At 68.1% G+C, this 18,931-nt stretch carries 18 protein-coding genes; 14 read left to right on the top strand and 4 right to left on the bottom strand.

Features of this window, described 5'->3' with window-relative positions; translation table 11 throughout:
* Window positions 1-3 precede the first annotated feature (3 nt).
* Entirely contained in the window at window positions 4-2,100 is a 2,097-nt protein-coding gene (locus ACNQVK_RS13915; RefSeq protein ID WP_418029976.1) for an alpha-1,4-glucan--maltose-1-phosphate maltosyltransferase, read from the bottom strand.
* Window positions 2,101-2,279: 179 nt separating this feature from the next.
* Between ACNQVK_RS13915 and ACNQVK_RS13920 the strand changes: the two genes are divergently transcribed.
* The 3 genes from ACNQVK_RS13920 to ACNQVK_RS13930 all read left to right on the top strand — a co-directional run bounded on the left by ACNQVK_RS13920 (window position 2,280) and on the right by ACNQVK_RS13930 (window position 6,518).
* On the top strand, window positions 2,280-4,871 hold the full coding sequence (locus tag ACNQVK_RS13920; RefSeq protein ID WP_418029977.1) for a glycosyltransferase family 1 protein: 2,592 nt from the start codon (window positions 2,280-2,282) through the stop codon (window positions 4,869-4,871).
* Between the two features lie 65 nt (window positions 4,872-4,936).
* Window positions 4,937-5,716 (top strand): virginiamycin B lyase, encoded by a 780-nt coding sequence (locus ACNQVK_RS13925; protein ID WP_418034159.1) that lies wholly within the window; start codon window positions 4,937-4,939, stop codon window positions 5,714-5,716.
* 76 nt (window positions 5,717-5,792) lie between these two features.
* Window positions 5,793-6,518 (top strand): MspA family porin, encoded by a 726-nt coding sequence (locus ACNQVK_RS13930; protein WP_418029978.1) that lies wholly within the window; start codon window positions 5,793-5,795, stop codon window positions 6,516-6,518.
* 3 nt (window positions 6,519-6,521) lie between these two features.
* Here ACNQVK_RS13930 and ACNQVK_RS13935 read toward each other — a convergent pair whose 3' ends face one another.
* The 3 genes from ACNQVK_RS13935 to ACNQVK_RS13945 all read right to left on the bottom strand — a co-directional run bounded on the left by ACNQVK_RS13935 (window position 6,522) and on the right by ACNQVK_RS13945 (window position 11,482).
* On the bottom strand, window positions 6,522-7,964 hold the full coding sequence (locus ACNQVK_RS13935) for a neutral zinc metallopeptidase (RefSeq protein ID WP_418029979.1): 1,443 nt from the start codon (window positions 7,962-7,964) through the stop codon (window positions 6,522-6,524).
* Window positions 7,965-8,051: 87 nt separating this feature from the next.
* Complete coding sequence (locus tag ACNQVK_RS13940) at window positions 8,052-10,175, bottom strand: helicase C-terminal domain-containing protein (RefSeq protein WP_418029980.1); 2,124 nt, start codon at window positions 10,173-10,175, stop codon at window positions 8,052-8,054.
* Complete coding sequence (locus ACNQVK_RS13945) at window positions 10,172-11,482, bottom strand: nicotinate phosphoribosyltransferase (RefSeq protein WP_418029981.1); 1,311 nt, start codon at window positions 11,480-11,482, stop codon at window positions 10,172-10,174. Before ACNQVK_RS13945 ends, ACNQVK_RS13940 begins: the two co-directional genes overlap by 4 nt.
* 65 nt (window positions 11,483-11,547) lie before the next feature.
* Here ACNQVK_RS13945 and clpS point away from each other — a divergent pair, with 65 nt between their 5' ends.
* From clpS to rdgB, 11 genes are all read left to right on the top strand, one after another.
* A complete protein-coding gene (gene clpS / locus ACNQVK_RS13950; RefSeq protein ID WP_044522132.1) occupies window positions 11,548-11,862 on the top strand; it encodes an ATP-dependent Clp protease adapter ClpS in 315 nt (104 codons plus the stop codon).
* 6 nt (window positions 11,863-11,868) lie between these two features.
* Complete coding sequence (locus tag ACNQVK_RS13955) at window positions 11,869-12,447, top strand: DUF2017 domain-containing protein (RefSeq protein ID WP_418029982.1); 579 nt, start codon at window positions 11,869-11,871, stop codon at window positions 12,445-12,447.
* A gap of 5 nt (window positions 12,448-12,452) precedes the next feature.
* Window positions 12,453-13,472: a P1 family peptidase gene (locus tag ACNQVK_RS13960; protein ID WP_418029983.1), complete on the top strand. Its 1,020-nt coding sequence runs from the start codon at window positions 12,453-12,455 to the stop codon at window positions 13,470-13,472.
* A gap of 12 nt (window positions 13,473-13,484) precedes the next feature.
* The gene (locus ACNQVK_RS13965; RefSeq protein ID WP_268952415.1) at window positions 13,485-13,898 is read left to right on the top strand and encodes a M67 family metallopeptidase; all 414 of its coding nucleotides are present in this window, start codon (window positions 13,485-13,487) and stop codon (window positions 13,896-13,898) included.
* Between the two features lie 30 nt (window positions 13,899-13,928).
* Window positions 13,929-14,204: a MoaD/ThiS family protein gene (locus tag ACNQVK_RS13970; RefSeq protein ID WP_075923712.1), complete on the top strand. Its 276-nt coding sequence runs from the start codon at window positions 13,929-13,931 to the stop codon at window positions 14,202-14,204.
* A gap of 6 nt (window positions 14,205-14,210) precedes the next feature.
* Entirely contained in the window at window positions 14,211-15,182 is a 972-nt protein-coding gene (locus ACNQVK_RS13975; protein WP_418029984.1) for a cysteine synthase, read from the top strand.
* Window positions 15,183-15,192: 10 nt separating this feature from the next.
* Window positions 15,193-15,858: a rhomboid family intramembrane serine protease gene (locus ACNQVK_RS13980; RefSeq protein WP_418029985.1), complete on the top strand. Its 666-nt coding sequence runs from the start codon at window positions 15,193-15,195 to the stop codon at window positions 15,856-15,858.
* Between the two features lie 4 nt (window positions 15,859-15,862).
* A complete protein-coding gene (gene murI, locus ACNQVK_RS13985; protein ID WP_418029986.1) occupies window positions 15,863-16,687 on the top strand; it encodes a glutamate racemase in 825 nt (274 codons plus the stop codon).
* A gap of 64 nt (window positions 16,688-16,751) precedes the next feature.
* The gene (locus tag ACNQVK_RS13990) at window positions 16,752-17,519 is read left to right on the top strand and encodes a cyclic nucleotide-degrading phosphodiesterase (protein ID WP_044524100.1); all 768 of its coding nucleotides are present in this window, start codon (window positions 16,752-16,754) and stop codon (window positions 17,517-17,519) included.
* A gap of 17 nt (window positions 17,520-17,536) precedes the next feature.
* Window positions 17,537-18,316, top strand: a complete 780-nt coding sequence (rph, locus tag ACNQVK_RS13995) for a ribonuclease PH (protein WP_003880216.1) — start codon at window positions 17,537-17,539, stop codon at window positions 18,314-18,316.
* On the top strand, window positions 18,317-18,922 hold the full coding sequence (rdgB, locus tag ACNQVK_RS14000; RefSeq protein ID WP_409551636.1) for an RdgB/HAM1 family non-canonical purine NTP pyrophosphatase: 606 nt from the start codon (window positions 18,317-18,319) through the stop codon (window positions 18,920-18,922).
* Window positions 18,923-18,931 lie beyond the last annotated feature (9 nt).

Raw genomic sequence — 18,931 nt, forward strand, 5'->3', positions numbered from 1 at the left:
TTCTCATTCCCTGCGTAGCAAGCCCAGTCGTTGCTCATAGGGTACGAGTGGCATGTTCAATACGTGCGCCACCGCCTTGGCGGGATCGATGCGGACGTAATTCGACTGCCCCCATTGGTATTCCTCGCCGGTGATCTCGTCGCGTACCCAGAACCGGTCATGTGATTCCATACCCAATGCCTCCATGTTCAACCACACCATGGCTTCCTCGGCGCTGAACGGGTTGAGCGTGACCACCACGAGCACGGCGTCTCCGGTGATCGGGTCGAACTTGCTGTAGGCGAGCAGCGCGTCGTTGTCCACGTGGTGGAAGGTGAGGGTGCGCAGCTGGCGCAGGGCCGGGTGCAGGCGCCGGATCTCGTTGAGGCGGGTGACAAAAGGCTCGAGCGAACGCCCCTCGTCCAGTGCTGCCGCGAAGTCGCGGGGACGCAGCTCGTACTTCTCGGAGTCCAGATACTCCTCGCTGCCCTCGCGGACGGCCCGGTGCTCGAACAGTTCGAAGCCGGAATACATCCCCCACGAGGGGCTCATCGTCGCGGCCAGCACCGCGCGGATCGCGAACATGCCCGGACCGCCGTGCTGCAGTGACTCGTGCAGGATGTCTGGGGTGTTGACCCACAGGCTGGGCCGCGCGCTGTCGGCATTCGCGGTGATCTCGTTGCCGAATTCGGTGAGCTCCCACTTGTTGGTGCGCCAGGTGAAGTACGTATAGGACTGGGTGAAGCCGCGTTTGGCCAACCCGTAGAGCCGGGCCGGCCGGGTGAACGCCTCCGACAGGAACAGTACGTCCGGATCCTCGTTCTTCACCTCGGCGATCAGCCAGACCCAGAAGTTCGGCGGTTTGGTGTGCGGATTGTCGACGCGAAAGACCTTGACGCCATGTGAGATCCAGAAGCGCACGACCCGAAGCACCTCGTGGTACAAGCCGGCGGGATCGTTGTCGAAGTTGAGTGGATAGATGTCCTGGTACTTCTTGGGCGGGTTCTCCGCGTAGGCGATGGTGCCGTCCGGCAGCACCGTGAACCACTCCGGATGCACGGCGGCCCATGGATGATCCGGCGCGCACTGCAACGCCAGATCCAATGACACCTCGACGCCCTGTTTGCGCGCGGCGGCCACGAAGGCATCGAAGTCGTCGATCGTGCCGAGTGCGGGGTGCACGGCGTCGTGGCCGCCCTCGTCGCTGCCGATCGCCCACGGCGACCCGACGTCGTCGGGCCCGGCGGTCACCGCGTTGTTGCGGCCCTTGCGATGCACCTTGCCGATGGGGTGGATGGGCGGCAGGTAGACGATGTTGAAACCCATGCGGGCGATCCGGGGGAGCTGCTCGGCGGCGGTCGCGAACGTCCCGTGCACCGGATGTCCGGCTTTGTCCCGGCCGCCGGTGGACCGCGGGAACATCTCGTACCACGAGGAGAACCGGGCCAGCGGCCGGTCCACCCAGACCCCGTATTGCTCACCGCGGGTGATCAATTCGCGCAGCGGGTACTGGTCGAGCAGTTCGGTGACCTCTTCGGACAGCGCTGCCCCGGCACGGAGGAACGGATCGCCCGGGACACGCAGCGCCGCGGCTGCCTCGATCAAGGGTTCACGCAGTTTGCGGGGCACCCCGGCGGCGGCGCGCTCGAGCAGGCGTGCCCCGACCAGCAAGTCGTTGGACAGCTCGGCCTCACTCTGACCGGCGCGCAGCTTGGCCTCGACAGCATGACGCCAGGTGGCCAGCGGATCGCCCCAGCCGTCGACCCGGTACGTCCACAGCCCGACGCTGTCGGGCGTGAACTGGCCATGAAAAATATCGGGGACATCGCCTTGTGCCATGGGCAGGGCCTGCGGCTTGATGCGTTGTGAAGGACGCACCCCAGGGTTGGTGGGCAACACGGTGTCGATCGGCACCGGTAGGGCCGCGGTGCCGGGTCCGGTGGCCAGCCGCGGGTAGTCGGTGCCGAGATACCGCACCACCAGGGTGGCCGCGACAGCGTCATGGCCTTCGCGCCACACCGTGGCCCGTACCGGGACCACCTCGCCGACGACGGCTTTTGCCGGGAACTGCCCGCCGAACACCACAGGCGCGACATCGTCGATTCCGATACGACCGGCCACCCATCCACTCCTCACGTCGTCTCGATCAAGCGGCTGTCTGTGTTCACTCGCCTTGTCGCGTCTGATACCCACCGTAATGGGCTGCCCAATCTCGCGGGCGTTAAGCACGACCTGACCGCTGCTCGTGCCGATACCGCTCACCGCTGCACGAACCGGAATTGTCAGTAAGGTTGGATCGCGTGAAAGCCCTCAGAAGGTTCACCGTCCGCGCGCACCTTCCCGAGCGATTGGCGGCGCTGGAACGGCTGTCGATCAACCTGCGCTGGTCGTGGCACAAGCCCACCCAGGATTTGTTTGCTGTCGTCGACGCCGACCTGTGGGAACAGACCAACGGCGACCCGGTGGCGCTCCTGGGGGCGGTCAGCCCGCAACGGCTCGACGAACTCGCCGGTGACGAATCGTTCCTGGGCCGGCTGGACGAGTTGACCGCGGACCTGGACAACTATCTGAGCCGGCCGCTGTGGTACCAGCAGCAGATCGCCGACGGGGTCGCGATGCCCAAGGGCATCGCGTACTTCTCGATGGAGTTCGGCGTCGCCGAGGTGTTGCCCAACTATTCGGGCGGTCTGGGCATCCTGGCCGGGGATCACCTGAAATCCGCATCGGACCTCGGGCTGCCGTTGGTCGCGGTGGGCCTGTACTACCGCTCGGGGTACTTCCGGCAGTCCCTGACCGCTGACGGTTGGCAGCATGAGACCTATCCGTCGCTCGACCCGCAGGGGCTTCCGTTGCGGCTGCTCACCGACGCGTCCGGGACGCCGGTGCTGGTGGAGTTGGCCTTGCCGGATGCGCGTGAACTACGGGCCCGGGTGTGGATCGCACAGGTGGGCCGGATTCCGCTGCTCCTGCTCGATTCCGACGTCCCGGAGAACGAGCACGAACTGCGCGGGGTCACCGACCGGCTGTACGGCGGCGATCAGGAACACCGCATCAAGCAGGAGATCCTGGCCGGTATCGGCGGTGTGCGTGCGATCCGCGCCTTCACCGAGATCGAGAACCTGCCTGCCCCTGAGGTTTTCCACATGAACGAGGGCCACGCAGGCTTCCTCGGGGTCGAGCGGATCCGCGAACTGGTCGCGGCGGGGCTGGATTTCGACACCGCATTGACCGTGGTGCGGTCGTCGACGGTCTTCACCACGCACACCCCGGTCCCGGCCGGCATCGACCGGTTCCCGGTCGAGATGATCAGGAGTTACTTCGGCAGCCCGCCCGGTGGTCCGGCCGACTCCCGGTTGCTGCCCGGTGTGCCGCTGGAGCGGGTGATCGCGTTCGGTGCCGAGGACGACCCGTCGAAGTTCAACATGGCGCACATGGGTCTGCGACTTGCCCAGCGGGCCAACGGGGTGTCGCTGTTGCACGGCCAGGTCAGCCGGGGCATGTTCAACGACCTGTGGCCGGGATTCGACCGGGCCGAGGTGCCGATCGGGTCGATCACCAACGGTGTGCACGCCCCGACCTGGGCGGCCCCGCAGTGGCTGGCCCTGGGGCGGGAGCTGATCGGCTCGGAGGCGGCGGAACCGGCGGTGTGGGAGCGGCTGCAGGAGGTCGAACCGGCGCACATGTGGTGGATCCGCTCCCAGCTGCGCGAGACGCTGATCGGCGACGTGCGTGACCGCCTGCGCCGCTCCTGGCTGGAGCGCGGCGCGTCCGAGGCCGAACTTGGCTGGATCGCAACGGCTTTCGATCCGTCGGTGCTGACCGTCGGGTTCGCCCGGCGGGTGCCCACCTACAAGCGGCTGACCTTGATGCTGCGTGACCCGGAGCGGCTGGAGAAACTGCTGCTTGACGACAAGCGGCCGGTGCAGCTGATCGTGGCGGGCAAGTCGCACCCGGCCGACGACGGTGGCAAGGCGCTCATCCAGCAGATCGTGCGGTTCGCCGACCGGCCGGAGGTCCGGCACCGGATCGCGTTCCTGCCGGACTACGACATGTCGATGGCCCGGCTGTTGTACTGGGGTTGCGACGTCTGGCTCAACAATCCTCTGCGGCCGTTGGAGGCCTGCGGTACATCGGGGATGAAGAGTGCGCTCAACGGCGGGCTGAACCTCTCGATCAGGGACGGCTGGTGGGACGAGTGGTACGACGGCGAGAACGGGTGGGAGATCCCGACCGCCGACGGAGTGGAAGATGAGGCACGCCGCGACGATCTGGAGGCCGCGGCCCTCTACGACCTCCTCGAAAACGCCGTGACACCGAAGTTCTACGACCGCGACGAGCACGGGGTGCCGACCCGCTGGGTCGAGATGGTGCGTCACACGCTGCAGGTGCTCGGGCCGAAGGTGCTGGCCTCGCGCATGGTGCGGGACTACACCGAGAAGTACTACCTGCCTGCGGCCCAGTCGTTGCGCCAGACCGTCGAGGCCACTTCGGGGGAGCCGTTCGGTGCGGCCCGGGAGCTGTCCGATTACCGGCGGCGTGCCCAAGAGGCCTGGCCGAAGATCCAGATCACCGATGTGGACAGCTACGGCCTGCCCGATACGCCGCTGCTGGGGTCGCAGTTGACGCTGACCGCCACGGTGCAACTGGCCGGTCTGCGTCCCGACGAGGTGACGGTGCAGGCTGTGCTGGGCCGGGTGGACCCAGGCGACGTGATCCTGAATCCGGTGACCGTGCCGATGGCGCACACCGGTTCCACCGACGGCGGTACCGAGGTGTTCTCGACCAGCACACCGCTGCCGGTGGCCGGGCCGGTGGGCTACACCGTCCGGGTGCTGCCGCACCATCGGCTGTTGACCGCTGACAATGAGCTCGGCTTGGTGGCGCTGGCTTGAGTAGAGCGCTCAAAGTTCAGCTCGACGGCGGACCGTACGCGCTGGCTGCCGGGAGCGACGGCGCGATGTGGGTGACCCTGGTGCACGGTGGCGCCGTCGCCCGCGTTTCGCCCACCGGTGAGGTCAGCACGTACTCGGTCGGAGAATGCTCACGACCGTCGATCATCGCGGCAGGACCGGACGGGGCGCTGTGGTTCACCCGCTCCGGCGACGATCGAATCGGCCGGATCAGCACCGCGGGGGAATTGAGCTCATTCGAATTGCCTGAGGGCAGTGCGCCTTTCGGCATCACCGCGGGTCCCGACGACGCATTGTGGTTCACCACGATGTCATCGGGCGAGATCGGCAGGATCGGCACCGACGGTGAGATCAGCACTGCGGCCACAGTCGGCGGAATGCCGTCGATGATCACCAAGGGGCCCGACGGTGCGCTGTGGTTCACGCTCAACGAGACCGGCGCTGTGGGCCGGCTGACGGTTGACGGGTCGCTCAAGGTGCGCGAATTACCCACTGCTGCAGCAGGTCCCGTCGGCATCGCGGCCACTCATGATGACGCCGTGTGGTTTACCGAGATTCGTGCCGACAAGATCGGCCGGATCCCGGTCAATGACGCCATCCAGGAGTTGGATCTTCCGGGCAAACCGCATGCGGTGGTCGCCGACCCGACCGACGGAGTGTGGGTCAGTCTGTGGGGCGCAGATCAGATCGCCCGGATCAGCGGGGACGGCGACGTGGTGACCATCGACCTGCCGCCCGGCAGCGAACCGCACGGGTTGGCGATCGGTCCCGACGGCGCCTGCTGGGTGGCGCTGGAGTGTGGGTTCGTCCTGAAAATGCCGACCTGAGTGCGCAGGGGCGCTGACGGTCGGGTAAGTACAAGGGCAGTCTTGTTCCCTCCGGGAACGGTTACGGGAGGCCCCTGTGTTGATTCGCTCCGTCGGACTGCTCACCGCGGTGGCCCTGGCCTGTGCGGCATCGGTGGCGCCTGCCTGGGCTGATCCCGTCGTCGCTCCCGAAGTCGAGGTCGTCGCCGATGTGGTGCCGACACCGGGTGAACCGGCCGCCGCCGACTTGGTCGAGTCGACTCCGCCGGCCAACCTCAAGACCCCCGATGGCTGGAATCTGACGGTGTCGGCCAGTGACGAGACGCAGGCCGTGGTGGCGCCCCTGACCACCGCGATTTCCTCGCGCGAATATGTGGTCGGCGGCACGTACCGGGGCGCGATGTCCGGTCCCGACCGCGATGACCCGCGCGGCACCCTGGAGGCCGGCTATCAGATCGGCTGCGGCATCGACATGAGCACCTCCAACGGCGTCTCGTTGACCGGCACCGCGGGACTCAACTCCTCCATCGGGGTTCTCGGCACCGACGTGGTCTCACCCTGGCCGGAGGGCATCCTGCCGGGGGTCGGGGCGAACATCGGCGGGGGTATCACGATCGGCCTCAAGCCCGGCATCATCAACCTCATCCCGGTGGCCAAGAAGGAGTTCAAGGGCACCGAGCCGTGGGTGATGATCAGCAACTTCCGGGTGAAGATCGACGGCTGCGTGGGGCAGTCGTTCATCCGGTCCTATGCGGTGCTGACCCGGTCGACCGACGAGTCCGAGGCGGTACTCGCCTGGTACGGCACCACGAAGGTGGTTTGACGCTCAGGCGAACCGCTTGAGGCAGCGTTCCTCGTCACCGAGGATGCCGACCCGGAAGGCATCGATCCGGGCGAACCCCGACGGCACCGACTCGCCGTTGACGTCGCTGGCCGCCAGCCCGTTGGTGAGGATGCCCGATACCGCCTCGTCGACGTCACCCGCCGTCAGCAGGATGGTGTCCCCGTTGGGCAGGTGCACGGGTTTGATCATCTTGGCCGTGGCCACCCCGGTCAGGCAGGCAGTGCGCAGCGCTGCCTCGGCGTTGTCGAGCACCAGGCCACGGGCGTGCTGCAGCGCCAGCGTGTAGCGGGAGATCAGCACGGAGAAGGCGGTGTTGTCACCGCCGGCCAGGTCGCCGACGTCGACCTCATCGGATGGTGCTGCGAGCGCTTGCAGTTCGGCCAGGTCGACCACGATGGTGTTGCTGTCAGGGCAGTAGGAGGCCGGCGGGCTGGGCCGTGCGCTCGGACATTCCACCGCGGCGTCGGGCCGGAAGTCGAGCCGCGGGGGATCGGCGGGTTTGAAGATGGTGTTGAGCGCGTCGATCATCGAGCGCACCCAGCGTTCGGTGATGTCCAGGTCGCCGCTCTGGTCCTCGGGAAGCAGGACGGGAAGGTCGCCGCGCCGTTGGTTGATCTCCTTGAGGTCGATCGCGGCACAGGCCGCGGGGCCGTCGGTGAACCCGAACTGGAAGGCCGAGATCCGTTCGAACGCCGAGCCGTGCTCGTCGATCCCGACCTGGGCCTCAGCCTCGGTGAGCAGCGGATCCCGGAACGCGATGACGGCGGCGAGCAGCTTGTTCAGCCCGTCTGCGGTGCTGAGCGCGAACCGCTGGGAATCGCCCTGGGCCACCCATCGCATGTAGGTGCCCGCCAGGCAGTCGGCCTGCTGCTCGGCGACCAGGGTGGGTGTCTGGCGGTTGATCAGTCCGGCCTGCTGCTGGATCGCATGGCCGTACTCGTGGGCGAGCACCATGACGGCTCCCATGTCGCCGTTCTGCCGGCGCAGGCCGGGCATCAGCACGCCGCGGTCCCAACCGATGGTCCGATCCGGCTTGCAGAATGCGGCGTTGACCAGTCCGTAGGTCTCCATCCCGCAGAACCCGCCGTCGAAACTCTCGGCGTCCCAAGAGATCAGCGCGCGCACCGGTTGGAACTCGCCGTCGAACGCCTCTGAGTAGGCGCCTGACCAGAACTCTTCGAGGTCACTGACGGCACTGGCGGCGAGGTTGTCGATCTTGCCCCCGTCGGTGTTGTTGACCTTGCGCGAGGGCTTCTCGGCATCGGGACGCAGTCCGCTGGCACCGTCGGTCGCGGGCATGCCGGCGACCGAGAAGGGATCGCTGAACACCGACACAGCCGTGCCACCCACCAGGGCGGAACAGGAGGCCAGCGGCAACGCCGTGCACACCGCGAACGCGATGCCGAACAGGGCGCGTCGGCTCATATGGATGCCTTCCGGTGCACTCTGGCGGCCAACTGTCCGCGGGTATGCCGCACACACTAGTTAACTCAGCGCGCACAGGGTGCGATATCAGCCCGCGCCCCGAAGCCGCTTCAGCGACTGTCGCACCCGGTCAGGGTCGGTGGTGGACCAGAACGGTGGCAGCGACGAACGCAGGTAGCCGCCGTAGCGGGCGGTCGCCAGCCGGGAGTCCAGCACCGCGATCACCCCGCGGTCGTCGGTGTGGCGCAGCAGCCGACCGGTGCCCTGGGCCAGCAACAGTGCGGCGTGGTTGGCGGCGATCGCCATGAAGCCGTTGCCGCCGTGCGCGCTGATCGCCCGCTGCCGCGCGGTCAGCAACGGATCGTCCGGGCGTGGGAAGGGAATCCGGTCGATCAGGACCAATGACAGCGACGGCCCCGGGACGTCCACGCCCTGCCACAGTGACAGGGTGCCGAACAATGAGGTCTCGGGATCATCGGAGAACTGTTGCACCAGAGCCGAAGTGGTGTCTTCACCCTGGCAGAGCACCGGGGTGGACAGTCGTCCTCGCATGACCTCGGCGGCGGCCTTGGCCGCGCGCATCGACGAGAACAGGCCCAGGGTGCGGCCACCGGCCGCGGTGATCAGGCCCTCGATCTCGTCCAGCGTCCGGGTGTCGGTGCCGTCCCGCCCGGGCGGTGGTAAATGCTTGGCCACGTACAGGATTGCCGATTTGGCGTGGTCGAACGGCGACCCCACATCGATACCGCGCCACCCCGGTTTGGCGGGCGCGCCGGCGCTGCCTGGTTTGGCGGGCGCGCCGGCGTTGCCTGGTTTGGCCGGCTCGCCGGCGTTGCCTGGTTTGGCCGGCTCGCCGGCGTCGGCGAAGCCGCCCAGTCCCCAGTTGCGCGCCATCGCGTCGAAGTTGCCGCCGAGGGTGAGGGTCGCCGAGGTCAGCACAGCGGTGGTGTTGGCGAACAGTCTGGTGCGCAACAGGCCCGAGACCGACATCGGCGCCACCCGCAGCAGGGACCGCCCGGGTCGAGGAGCCCCGGTGTTTCCGGCGTTCGATCCCTCGGACTGCTCCACCCAGACCACGTCGAGGCGATCGGGGATGGGCGGCACGAACGAGGTGAGGATCCGGGTGGCGGTGTCGCTCACGTCGTTCAGTGCGGTGACGGCCTCGGTGCGCGCCGAGGCGGCCTGGGGGTCGCTGGGGGTGGTGTCGATCGCTGTGCGCGCCGCATTGGCCGCGTCGCGCAATGCGGTCAGGTAGGTAGCCAGTTCCTCGTCGAGCACGTCGATGCGGCCCGCGTCGAGTTCGTGCAGCATCGAGGACAACGTCGCGACGGCGGCCTCGAAGCGCTGCGCCAGTTCGTCATCCACCAATCGCGCCATCCTGCGGTGTGCCACCGACATGGACGTCGCCGAGAGTTCGGCGGTGGCCACCCCGGTCACCCGGTCGGCCAGTTCGTGGGCCTCGTCGACCACCAGCAGTTCGTATTCGGGCAGCACCGAGAAATCGGAGAGCGCGTCGATGGCCAGCAGTGCGTGATTGGTGACGACGACGTCGGCGGCACCGGCCTTCTCCCGCGCCCGTTCGGCGAAGCAGTCGGTACCGAACTGGCAGCGCGACACCCCGATGCACTCACGTGCCGACACGCTGACCTGGGACCAGGACCGGTCCGGCACACCGGGAGTCAGCTCGTCGCGGTCACCGGTCTCGGTGTCCGAGGACCATTCCGTCAGCCGCTGCACATCGCGGCCCATGGCGCTGATCGCCATCGGCGAGAACAGTTCGTCCTGGGGACGGTCGGCCGGCTCGTCGGCCGCTCCATTGTGAATCTTGTTGAGGCACAGGTAATTTCCCCGGCCCTTCAGTAGCGCGAACGTGGGCTTGCGGGGCAGCGCGTCGGCCAGCGAGTTCACCAGCCGGGGCAGATCGCGGTCCACGAGCTGACGCTGCAGCGCGATCGTGGCGGTCGAGACCACCACCGGCTGCTCGGTCTGCAGGGCGCGGGCGATCGACGGCACCAGGTACGCCAGCGATTTACCGGTGCCGGTGCCGGCCTGCACCGCCAGGTGCTCACCGGACTCGAAGGCGTTGGCGACCGCCTCGGCCATCTCCACCTGACCCGAACGGCTGGCGCCGCCGAGTCCTTTGACGGCGATCTTGAGGAGATTGGTCACCACATTGGCCACCTCGCGGGATGGCTTCGATTTGGTCGTCATGTCTGGAACGGCACAACCCGGGTGGGGATGGCCGGCTCGCCGCGGGACAGTTTGAGCCCGTCCCACGGAAGGCTGTGCAGCCCTGCGGCGACCCGCTCACGCGCGGCGGCCAGGTCGGTGGCGGGGTGGTGTCCTTCGACAGGGACTCCGCCGGTCACCAGCGGGACGGTGAGCGCGCGTGCGACGAGTCCCGATGTCTCCAGCGGCTCCTGGCCGTACGGGTAGACCACTTCCTCGACGATCGTGCCCGAGGCCTTGGCGAGCCGAGCGGCCCGCTTGCGGCCACCGTGGGACTCCTTGCGGCTGCTGCGCTTGGCCACCGGCATTCCGTCGACCTCGACCAGCTTGTAGACCATGCCCGCGGTCGGCGCGCCGGATCCGGTGACCACCGAGGTGCCGACCCCGTAGCTGTCGACGGGTTCGGCGCGAAGTGCTGCGATGGCGAACTCGTCCAGGTCTCCGGACACCACGATCTGAGTGTTCGTGGCACCGAGGCCGTCGAGCTGCTGGCGCACCTGGCGGGCCAGCACACCCAGATCGCCCGAGTCGATGCGCACAGCGCCCAACTGCGGGCCGGCCGCCGCGATCGCGTTGGCCACACCCGCGGTGATGTCGTAGGTGTCCACCAGCAGGGTGGTGTCGACGCCGAGGGCCGCCACCTGGCCGCGGAACGCGGCCTGCTCGTCCGGTCCGGATTCCGTGGTGTGCAGCAGCGTGTAGGCGTGCGCCGCGGTGCCCAGTGCGGGTACCCCGTAGCGCTGCTGGGCAGCCAGATTCGACGATCCGGTGAAGCCGGCCAGGTAGGCCGCGCGGGCGGCGGCCACGGCGGCCAGCTCATGGGTACGCCGCGAGCCCATCTCGATCATCGGCCGGCCGTGGGCCGCGCTGGCCATCCGGGCCGCTGCCGACGCGATCGCCGTGTCGTGGTTGAGGATTGAGAGAACGAGGGTCTCCAGCACCACGCACTCGGCGAAGGTCCCGTGTACCGAGAGCACCGGGGAACCGGGGAAGTAGAGCTCGCCCTCGGCGTAGCCGTCGATGTCACCGCTGAACCGGTAGCCCGACAGGAAATCGAGTGTCGTCGTATCCAGAAACTCCGAGAGTGCGGTGAGTTCGCGGGAGGTGAAGGTGAACTCTGCCAACGCTTCCACAAACCGTCCGGTGCCGGCGACCACGCCGTAGCGCCGGCCCTCGGGCAGCCGGCGGGCAAAGACTTCGAATGTGGTGCGGCGGTGCGCCGTGCCATCGCGCAGCGCGGCCGCGAGCATCGTCAGCTCGTACTTGTCGGTGAGCAACGCGACGGTCACACCAGCAACCGTAGCTGTTCGCAGCTGTTTCAATATCGCGGCACCCCTGCCGGTATTGTGGGCCCATGGTTACACCGGCGAAGGCCCGACCGGGGACCCGCGAAGAGCGCAGCGTCGAGGCGGCGCCACGGGAAGATGCGGCCACCGAAAGCCCCTGGGTGACCATCGTCTGGGACGATCCGGTCAACCTGATGAACTACGTCACCTACGTGTTCCAGAAACTGTTCGGATACAGCGAGCCGCACGCCACCAAACTCATGCTGCAGGTGCACAACGAGGGCAAGGCCGTGGTGTCGGCAGGCAGCCGCGAGTCGATGGAGACCGACGTGTCCAAACTGCACGCCGCCGGGCTGTGGGCCACCATGCAACAGGACCGCTGATCGACTGTGCGCAAATGGAAAAGGGTCGAGACCGCCGACGGTCTGCGGTTGCGCTCGGCGTTGGAGGCCCACGAGGCCGCATTGCTGGCGAGCCTGGGAACTTCGATGCTCGGGATGCTCGAGGAGCGCGGATCATCCGGGCCCACAGACGAACTCGAGATGATCACCGGCATGAAGACCGGCAATCCGCAGGCACCCGAGGACGCCACCATGAAGCGTCTGCTCCCGGATTTCTATCGGCCGCAGACTGAGCATCCCGCCGGTTCGGGCACTGCCGAGAGCCTCAACAGCGCGCTGCGCGGACTTCACGAACCTGCCATCATCGATGCCAAACGTGAAGCGGCCCAACGTTTGTTGGACACCATTCCCGATGGCGGCGGCAAGTTCGAGCTGACCGAGGACGACGCCGAGGCGTGGGCCGCCGCGGTCAACGACATCCGGCTGGCGCTGGGCACCATGCTCGACATCGGCGCGCAGGGCCCCGAGCAGTTGCCCGCCGAGCACCCGATGGCCGGGCACGTCGACGTCTACCAGTGGCTGACCGTGCTGCAGGAGTACCTCGTCCTCAGCCTGATGGGGAGATGAGTCCGATGGGGTCGATCACCGACGTCGGCGGCATCCTGGTCGGCCACCACCACCGCATCGACCCCGACGTGACGTTGGGCTCGGGGTGGGCGTCGGGATCGACCGTGGTGCTGGCCCCGCCGGGCACCGTCGGCGCCGTCGACGGACGCGGCGGTGCCCCGGGTACCCGCGAGACGGACCTGCTCGACCCGATCAACACCGTGCGCCACGTCGACGCCGTCGTGCTGACGGGTGGCAGCGCCTACGGCCTGGCCGCCGCCGACGGGGTGATGACCTGGCTGGAGGAGCAGGGCCGCGGGGTGGCGATGGACGGCGGCGTGGTGCCGATCGTGCCTGGCGCGGTGATCTTCGATCTGCCAGTGGGCGGCTGGGCCAACCGGCCGACGGCGGAGTTCGGCTACGCGGCGGCCGCAGCGGCCTCGACGGAGTTCGCGCTCGGGACCGTCGGCGGCGGTGTCGGTGCGCGGGCCGGAGTCCTCAAGGGCGGTGTCGGCACCGCCTCGGTGACCTTGGACTGCGGGGTGACCGTGGGTGCCCTGGTCGTGCTCAACGCCGCCGGTGACGTGGTGGATCCGGCCACCGGTCTGCCCTGGATGGCTGGGCTGATCGAGGAGTTCGGGCTGATCGCCCCGCCCGCCGATCAGCTCGCCGCCTACGGCGATCGGCACACCGAGCTGGCTCCGTTGAACACCACCATCGCGGTGGTCGCCACCGACGCCGAGCTCAGCCCTGCCGGGTGCCGTCGGGTGGCCGTCGCCGCGCACGACGGGCTGGCCAGGACCATCTCGCCGTGTCACACCCCGCTGGATGGCGATACGGTGTTTGCGCTGGCGACCGGCGCGGTGACCGTCGAGCCGGACGAAAAGACACCGGTGGCGATGTCGCCGGAGACGGCACTGGTCACCCGGGTCGGGGCGGCCGCGGCGGAGGTGCTCGCCCGCGCTGTGCTGGTCGGGCTGCTGGCCGCCGAGCCGGTGGCCGGAATACCGACCTACCGTGACATGTTGCCGGGAGCGTTCGAATGAAGGAGTTGTGACGTGCTGGTGATCCGCCGGGATCTCGTCGAGGCCATGGTTGCGCATGCCCGCGCCGACCATCCTGACGAGGCGTGCGGGGTGATCGCCGGACCGGAGGGCTCTGATCGGCCCGAGCGGTTCATCGAGATGGTCAACGCCGAGCGTTCGCCGACTTTCTACCGCTTCGACTCGATGGAGCAGTTCAAGGTGTGGCGCTCGATGGACGAGGCCGACGAGGTGCCCGTCGTCATCTACCACTCGCACACCGCGACCGAGGCCTACCCGAGCCGCACCGACATCTCGCTGGCCCAAGAGCCCGATGCGCACTACGTGCTGGTCTCCACGCGCGACCCGCAAGAGCACGAGCTGCGGAGTTACCGCATCCTCGACGGGGTCGTCACCGAGGAACCCGTCACAGTTGTCGACCAATACTGAGCAGCCGAGCAGTACACCTAAGGAGTTTCCATGGCAGTCACCGTCTCGATCCCGACCATCCTGCGTCCGCACACCGACGGGCAGAAGCGCGTCAGCGCCTCCGGCGACACCTTGCAGGCGGTGATCGCCGACCTCGAGGCCAACTACTCGGGCATCTCCGACCGACTTGTGGACAACGGCAAGCTGCACCGCTTCGTCAACATCTACGTCAACGACGAGGACGTACGGTTCTCCGGCGGCCTGGACACCACCATCGCCGATGGCGACTCGGTGACGATCCTTCCTGCCGTTGCGGGCGGAGCCTGAGGGTCCATGACCAGATACGACTCGCTGCTGCAGGCCCTCGGCAACACCCCGTTGGTCGGGCTGCAGCACCTGTCGCCCCGGTGGGAGGACGGTCCGGACGGGCCGCATGTGCGGCTGTGGGCCAAGCTCGAGGACCGCAACCCGACCGGCTCGATCAAAGACCGGCCCGCGCTGCGCATGATCGAGCAGGCCGAACGTGACGGGCTGCTGAGCCCGGGCGCCACGATCTTGGAGCCCACCAGCGGCAACACCGGGATCTCGCTGGCCATGGCCGCGATGCTCAAGGGCTACAACATGATCTGCGTGATGCCCGAGAACACCTCCATCGAGCGGCGTCAGATCCTCGAGCTCTACGGCGCGCGGATCATCTTCAGCGCGGCCGAGGGCGGTTCCAACACCGCCGTGGCGACCGCGAAAGAGCTTGCGGCGGAGAACCCTTCGTGGGTGATGCTGTACCAGTACGGCAACCCGGCCAACAGCGACGCGCACTACTACGGCACCGGCCCTGAGCTGCTCGCCGACCTGCCCGAGATCACCCACTTCGTCGCCGGGCTCGGTACCACCGGAACCCTGATGGGCACCGGCCGCTTCCTGCGCGAGCAGGTGCCGGGTGTACAGATCGTGGCCGCCGAACCCCGCTACGGCGAGGGCGTGTACGCGCTGCGCAACATCGACGAGGGGTTCATCCCCGAGCTGTACGACGCCGACGTGCTGACCACCCGGTTCTCGGTGGGCTCCTACGACGCGGTCAAACGCACCCGCGATCTGGTGACCCGCGAAGGCATCTTCGCCGGCATCTCCACCGGCGCGGTCCTGCACGCCGCACTGGGTATGGGCGCCAAGGCGATCAAGGCCGGCGAGCGCGCCGACATCGCGTTCGTGGTCGCCGACGCCGGCTGGAAGTATCTGTCCACCGGTGCCTACGCCGGTAGCCTTGATGACGCAGAGGATGCGTTGGAAGGGCAGCTATGGGCGTGAGTGGGCAGGCATGACGAACCTCCCTTCGACCGCACCGAAGAAGCGACCGGCATGGATCGTCGGCGGCGTCACGATCGTCAGTTTCGTCGCGCTGCTGTACGTGATCGAGATCGTCGACACCGCGATGGGCCACCGGCTCGACCAGGACGGCATCCGGCCCCTGCAGACCGACGGACTGTGGGGCATTCTGTGGGCGCCCCTGCTGCACGGCGGCTGGCCGCACCTGATCGCCAACACCGTGCCCGCCCTGGTGCTCGGCTTTCTCATGACGCTAGCCGGGATGGGGCGGTTCATCACCGCGACCGCCATCATCTGGATACTCGGCGGCTTCGGCACGTGGCTGATCGGAAACATCGGCCTGCACTGCCCCTACGTGACCGTGCAGTGCACGAGCACCCACATCGGCGCATCCGGCTTGATCTTCGGCTGGCTGGCGTTCCTGATCGTGTTCGGGTTCTTCACCCGCAATGTGTGGGAGATCGTGATCGGTGTCGTCGTCCTGTTCATCTACGGCGGCGTCCTGTTCGGGGTACTGCCCGGCAATGCGGGGGTTTCCTGGCAGGGCCACCTGAGTGGGGCCCTTGCCGGCGTGGTAGCGGCGTACCTCTTGTCCGGACCGGAACGTAAGTCGCGGGAAGCGAAGAAGAATTCCGCCCAGCCACGGCTGAGCGCGTGACCATATGAACGACCCCCTGGCCCCCGTCGGCATCTTCGACTCCGGCGTCGGCGGACTGACCGTGGCCCGCGCGATCATCGACCAGCTGCCCGACGAGGACATCATCTACGTCGGGGACACCGGCAACGGCCCCTACGGGCCGCTGACCATCCCCGAGATCCGCGCGCACTCGTTGGCCATCGGCGACGACCTGGTGGCCCGCGGGGTCAAGGCTCTGGTGATCGCATGCAACACGGCGTCGTCGGCCTGCCTGCGCGACGCACGTGAGCGCTACTCGCCGGTGCCGGTGGTCGAGGTGATCCTGCCCGCGGTGCGGCGCGCGGTGGCCGCCACCCGCAACGGACGCATCGGCGTGATCGGCACTGCCGCCACCATCGCCTCCGGCGCCTATCAGGACGCGTTCGCGGCCGCCCGGGACACCGAGGTGTTCGGGGTCGCCTGTCCGCGGTTCGTCGACTTCGTCGAGCGCGGGGTCACCAGCGGGCGTCAGGTGCTGGGTCTGGCCGAGGGATACCTGGAGCCGCTGCAGCGCGCCGAGGTGGACACCCTGGTGCTGGGTTGCACGCACTATCCGATGCTGTCCGGTCTGATCCAGTTGGCCATGGGCGACAACGTCACGCTGGTGTCCTCGGCAGAGGAGACGGCCAAGGACCTGCTCCGGGTGCTCACCGAGCTCGATTTGCTGAAACCCCACGAATCCGGCCCGGCCCAACGGGTGTTCGAGGCGACCGGCGATCCGGAGGCGTTCACCTCCCTCGCCGCCCGCTTCCTGGGACCGGGGCTGGACGGGGCGCGGCAGGTCCGGCGTCACGCGGGCGTCGGAAAATGATCTCCGTCGCCCAAACCGGCGATGTCTTGGCAACGTGCACATCGGGCATGGCAAGCTAGACACTGTGCGATTGACCATCCTGGGATGCTCCGGCAGCGTTGTCGGCCCGGATTCGGCAGCCTCCGGCTATCTCGTCACCGCACCAGACACGATTCCGATGGTCGTCGACTTCGGCGGTGGCGTCTTGGGTGCGTTGCAGCGCTACGCCGATCCGAATTCGGTCAACGTGTTGCTGTCGCATCTGCATGCCGATCACTGCCTCGATCTGCCCGGTTTGTTCGTCTGGCGCCGGTATCACCCGATCCCGGCCACCGAACGCGGCCTGATGTACGGGCCGGCCAACACGTGGGCCCGGCTGGGCGCGGCGTCGTCGCCCGAAGGCGGCGAGATCGACGACTTCACCGACATCTTCGAGGTGCGGCACTGGGAGGACGGCTCCCCGGTGCAGATGGGCACGCTCAACATCACGCCGCGGCTGGTGTGTCACCCCACCGAGTCCTACGGCATGCGTTTCACCGATCCGTCCGGGGCGACGCTGGTCTACAGCGGTGACACCGGATACTGCGACGCGCTCGTCGACCTCGCCCGTGGCGCCGACGTCTTCCTGTGCGAGGCGTCGTGGACGCACGATCCCTCTCGTCCGCCCCACCTGCACCTGTCGGGCACCGAGGCGGGACGCGCGGCCGCCGAAGCAGGCGTCGGTGAACTGCTGCTGACCCACATTCCGCCGTGGACCTCACGCGAGGACGTGATCAGCGAAGCCAAGGCCGAGTTCGACGGCCCGGTTCACGCCGTGGTGTGCGGCGAGACCTTCGACGTCACCCGGCGCTGACCCGCTAGGGTTGGCGGGTGTCCAAGCGAGAAGACGGCCGTCTTGACGACGAGCTGCGCCCGGTAACCATCACCCGCGGTTTCACATCGCATCCCGCAGGCTCGGTACTGGTGGAGTTCGGCCAGACCCGCGTCATGTGCACCGCCTCGGTCACCGAAGGCGTGCCGCGCTGGCGGAAGGGTTCCGGGCAGGGCTGGCTGACCGCCGAGTACGCCATGCTGCCGGCCGCCACTCACGACCGCTCGGACCGCGAATCGGTCAAGGGCCGCGTCGGCGGCCGCACCCAGGAGATCAGCCGACTGGTCGGACGTTCGCTGCGCGCGTGCATCGACCTCGGCGCGCTGGGGGAGAACACCATCGCGATCGACTGCGACGTGCTGCAGGCCGACGGCGGTACCCGCACCGCGGCCATCACCGGCGCCTACGTCGCACTCTCCGATGCCGTGACGTATCTGGCTGCGGCCGGGCGGCTTTCCGATCCGCGCCCGCTGTCGTGTGCGATCGCGGCCGTGTCGGTGGGCGTGGTCGACGGACGCGTCCGTGTCGACCTGCCTTACGTCGAGGATTCCCGCGCCGAGGTGGACATGAACGTCGTCGCCACCGACACCGGCACCCTCGTGGAGATCCAGGGCACCGGTGAGGGCGCGACCTTCCCGCGGTCCACGCTGGACAAGATGCTCGACGCTGCGCTCGGCGCCTGCGAGCAGTTGTTCGTGATCCAGCGCGAGGCGCTGGAACTGCCGTATCCGGGCGTGCTGCCGGAAGGGCCCGCGCCCAAGAAAGCGTTTGGAAGCTGAGTGCCCGCACTCCTTGTAGCCAGCCGTAACGCCAAGAAGCTGGCCGAGCTGCGCCGGGTGCTGGATGCGGCCGGGATCACCGGGCTGGACCTGGTGTCGCTGGCCGATGTGGCTGCCTACGACGAGGCGCCAGAAACCGGTGCGACGTTCGAGGAGAACGCACTGGCCAAGGCTTCAGATGGCTTTCGCGCCACAGGATTGGCTTGTGTGGCAGACGATTCCGGGATCTCAGTGGATGCCCTGAACGGGATGCCCGGGGTGCTCTCGGCACGGTGGGCCGGGCGCCACGGGGATGACGCCGCGAACACCGCGTTGCTGCTCGGGCAGCTGGCCGATGTGCCCGACGAACGGCGCGGGGCGGCGTTCGTCTCCGCGTGTGCGTTGGTGTCTGCGTCGGGCTCCACGGTGGTGCGCGGGGAGTGGCCGGGCACGGTCACCCGCGAACCCCGTGGCGATGGCGGGTTCGGTTACGACCCGGTGTTCCTGCCCGAGGGGTCCGCTTCGACGGCCGCCGAGCTGTCACCCGCCGAGAAGGATGCGGCGTCGCATCGCGGCCGGGCGCTGGCGTTGTTGGTGCCTGCGCTGCGGGAGCTGGCCGGGTCCTAGCGGGCTCGG

Source organism: Mycobacterium sp. 134 (assembly GCF_048282715.1).
Classification (GTDB): domain Bacteria; phylum Actinomycetota; class Actinomycetes; order Mycobacteriales; family Mycobacteriaceae; genus Mycobacterium; species Mycobacterium septicum.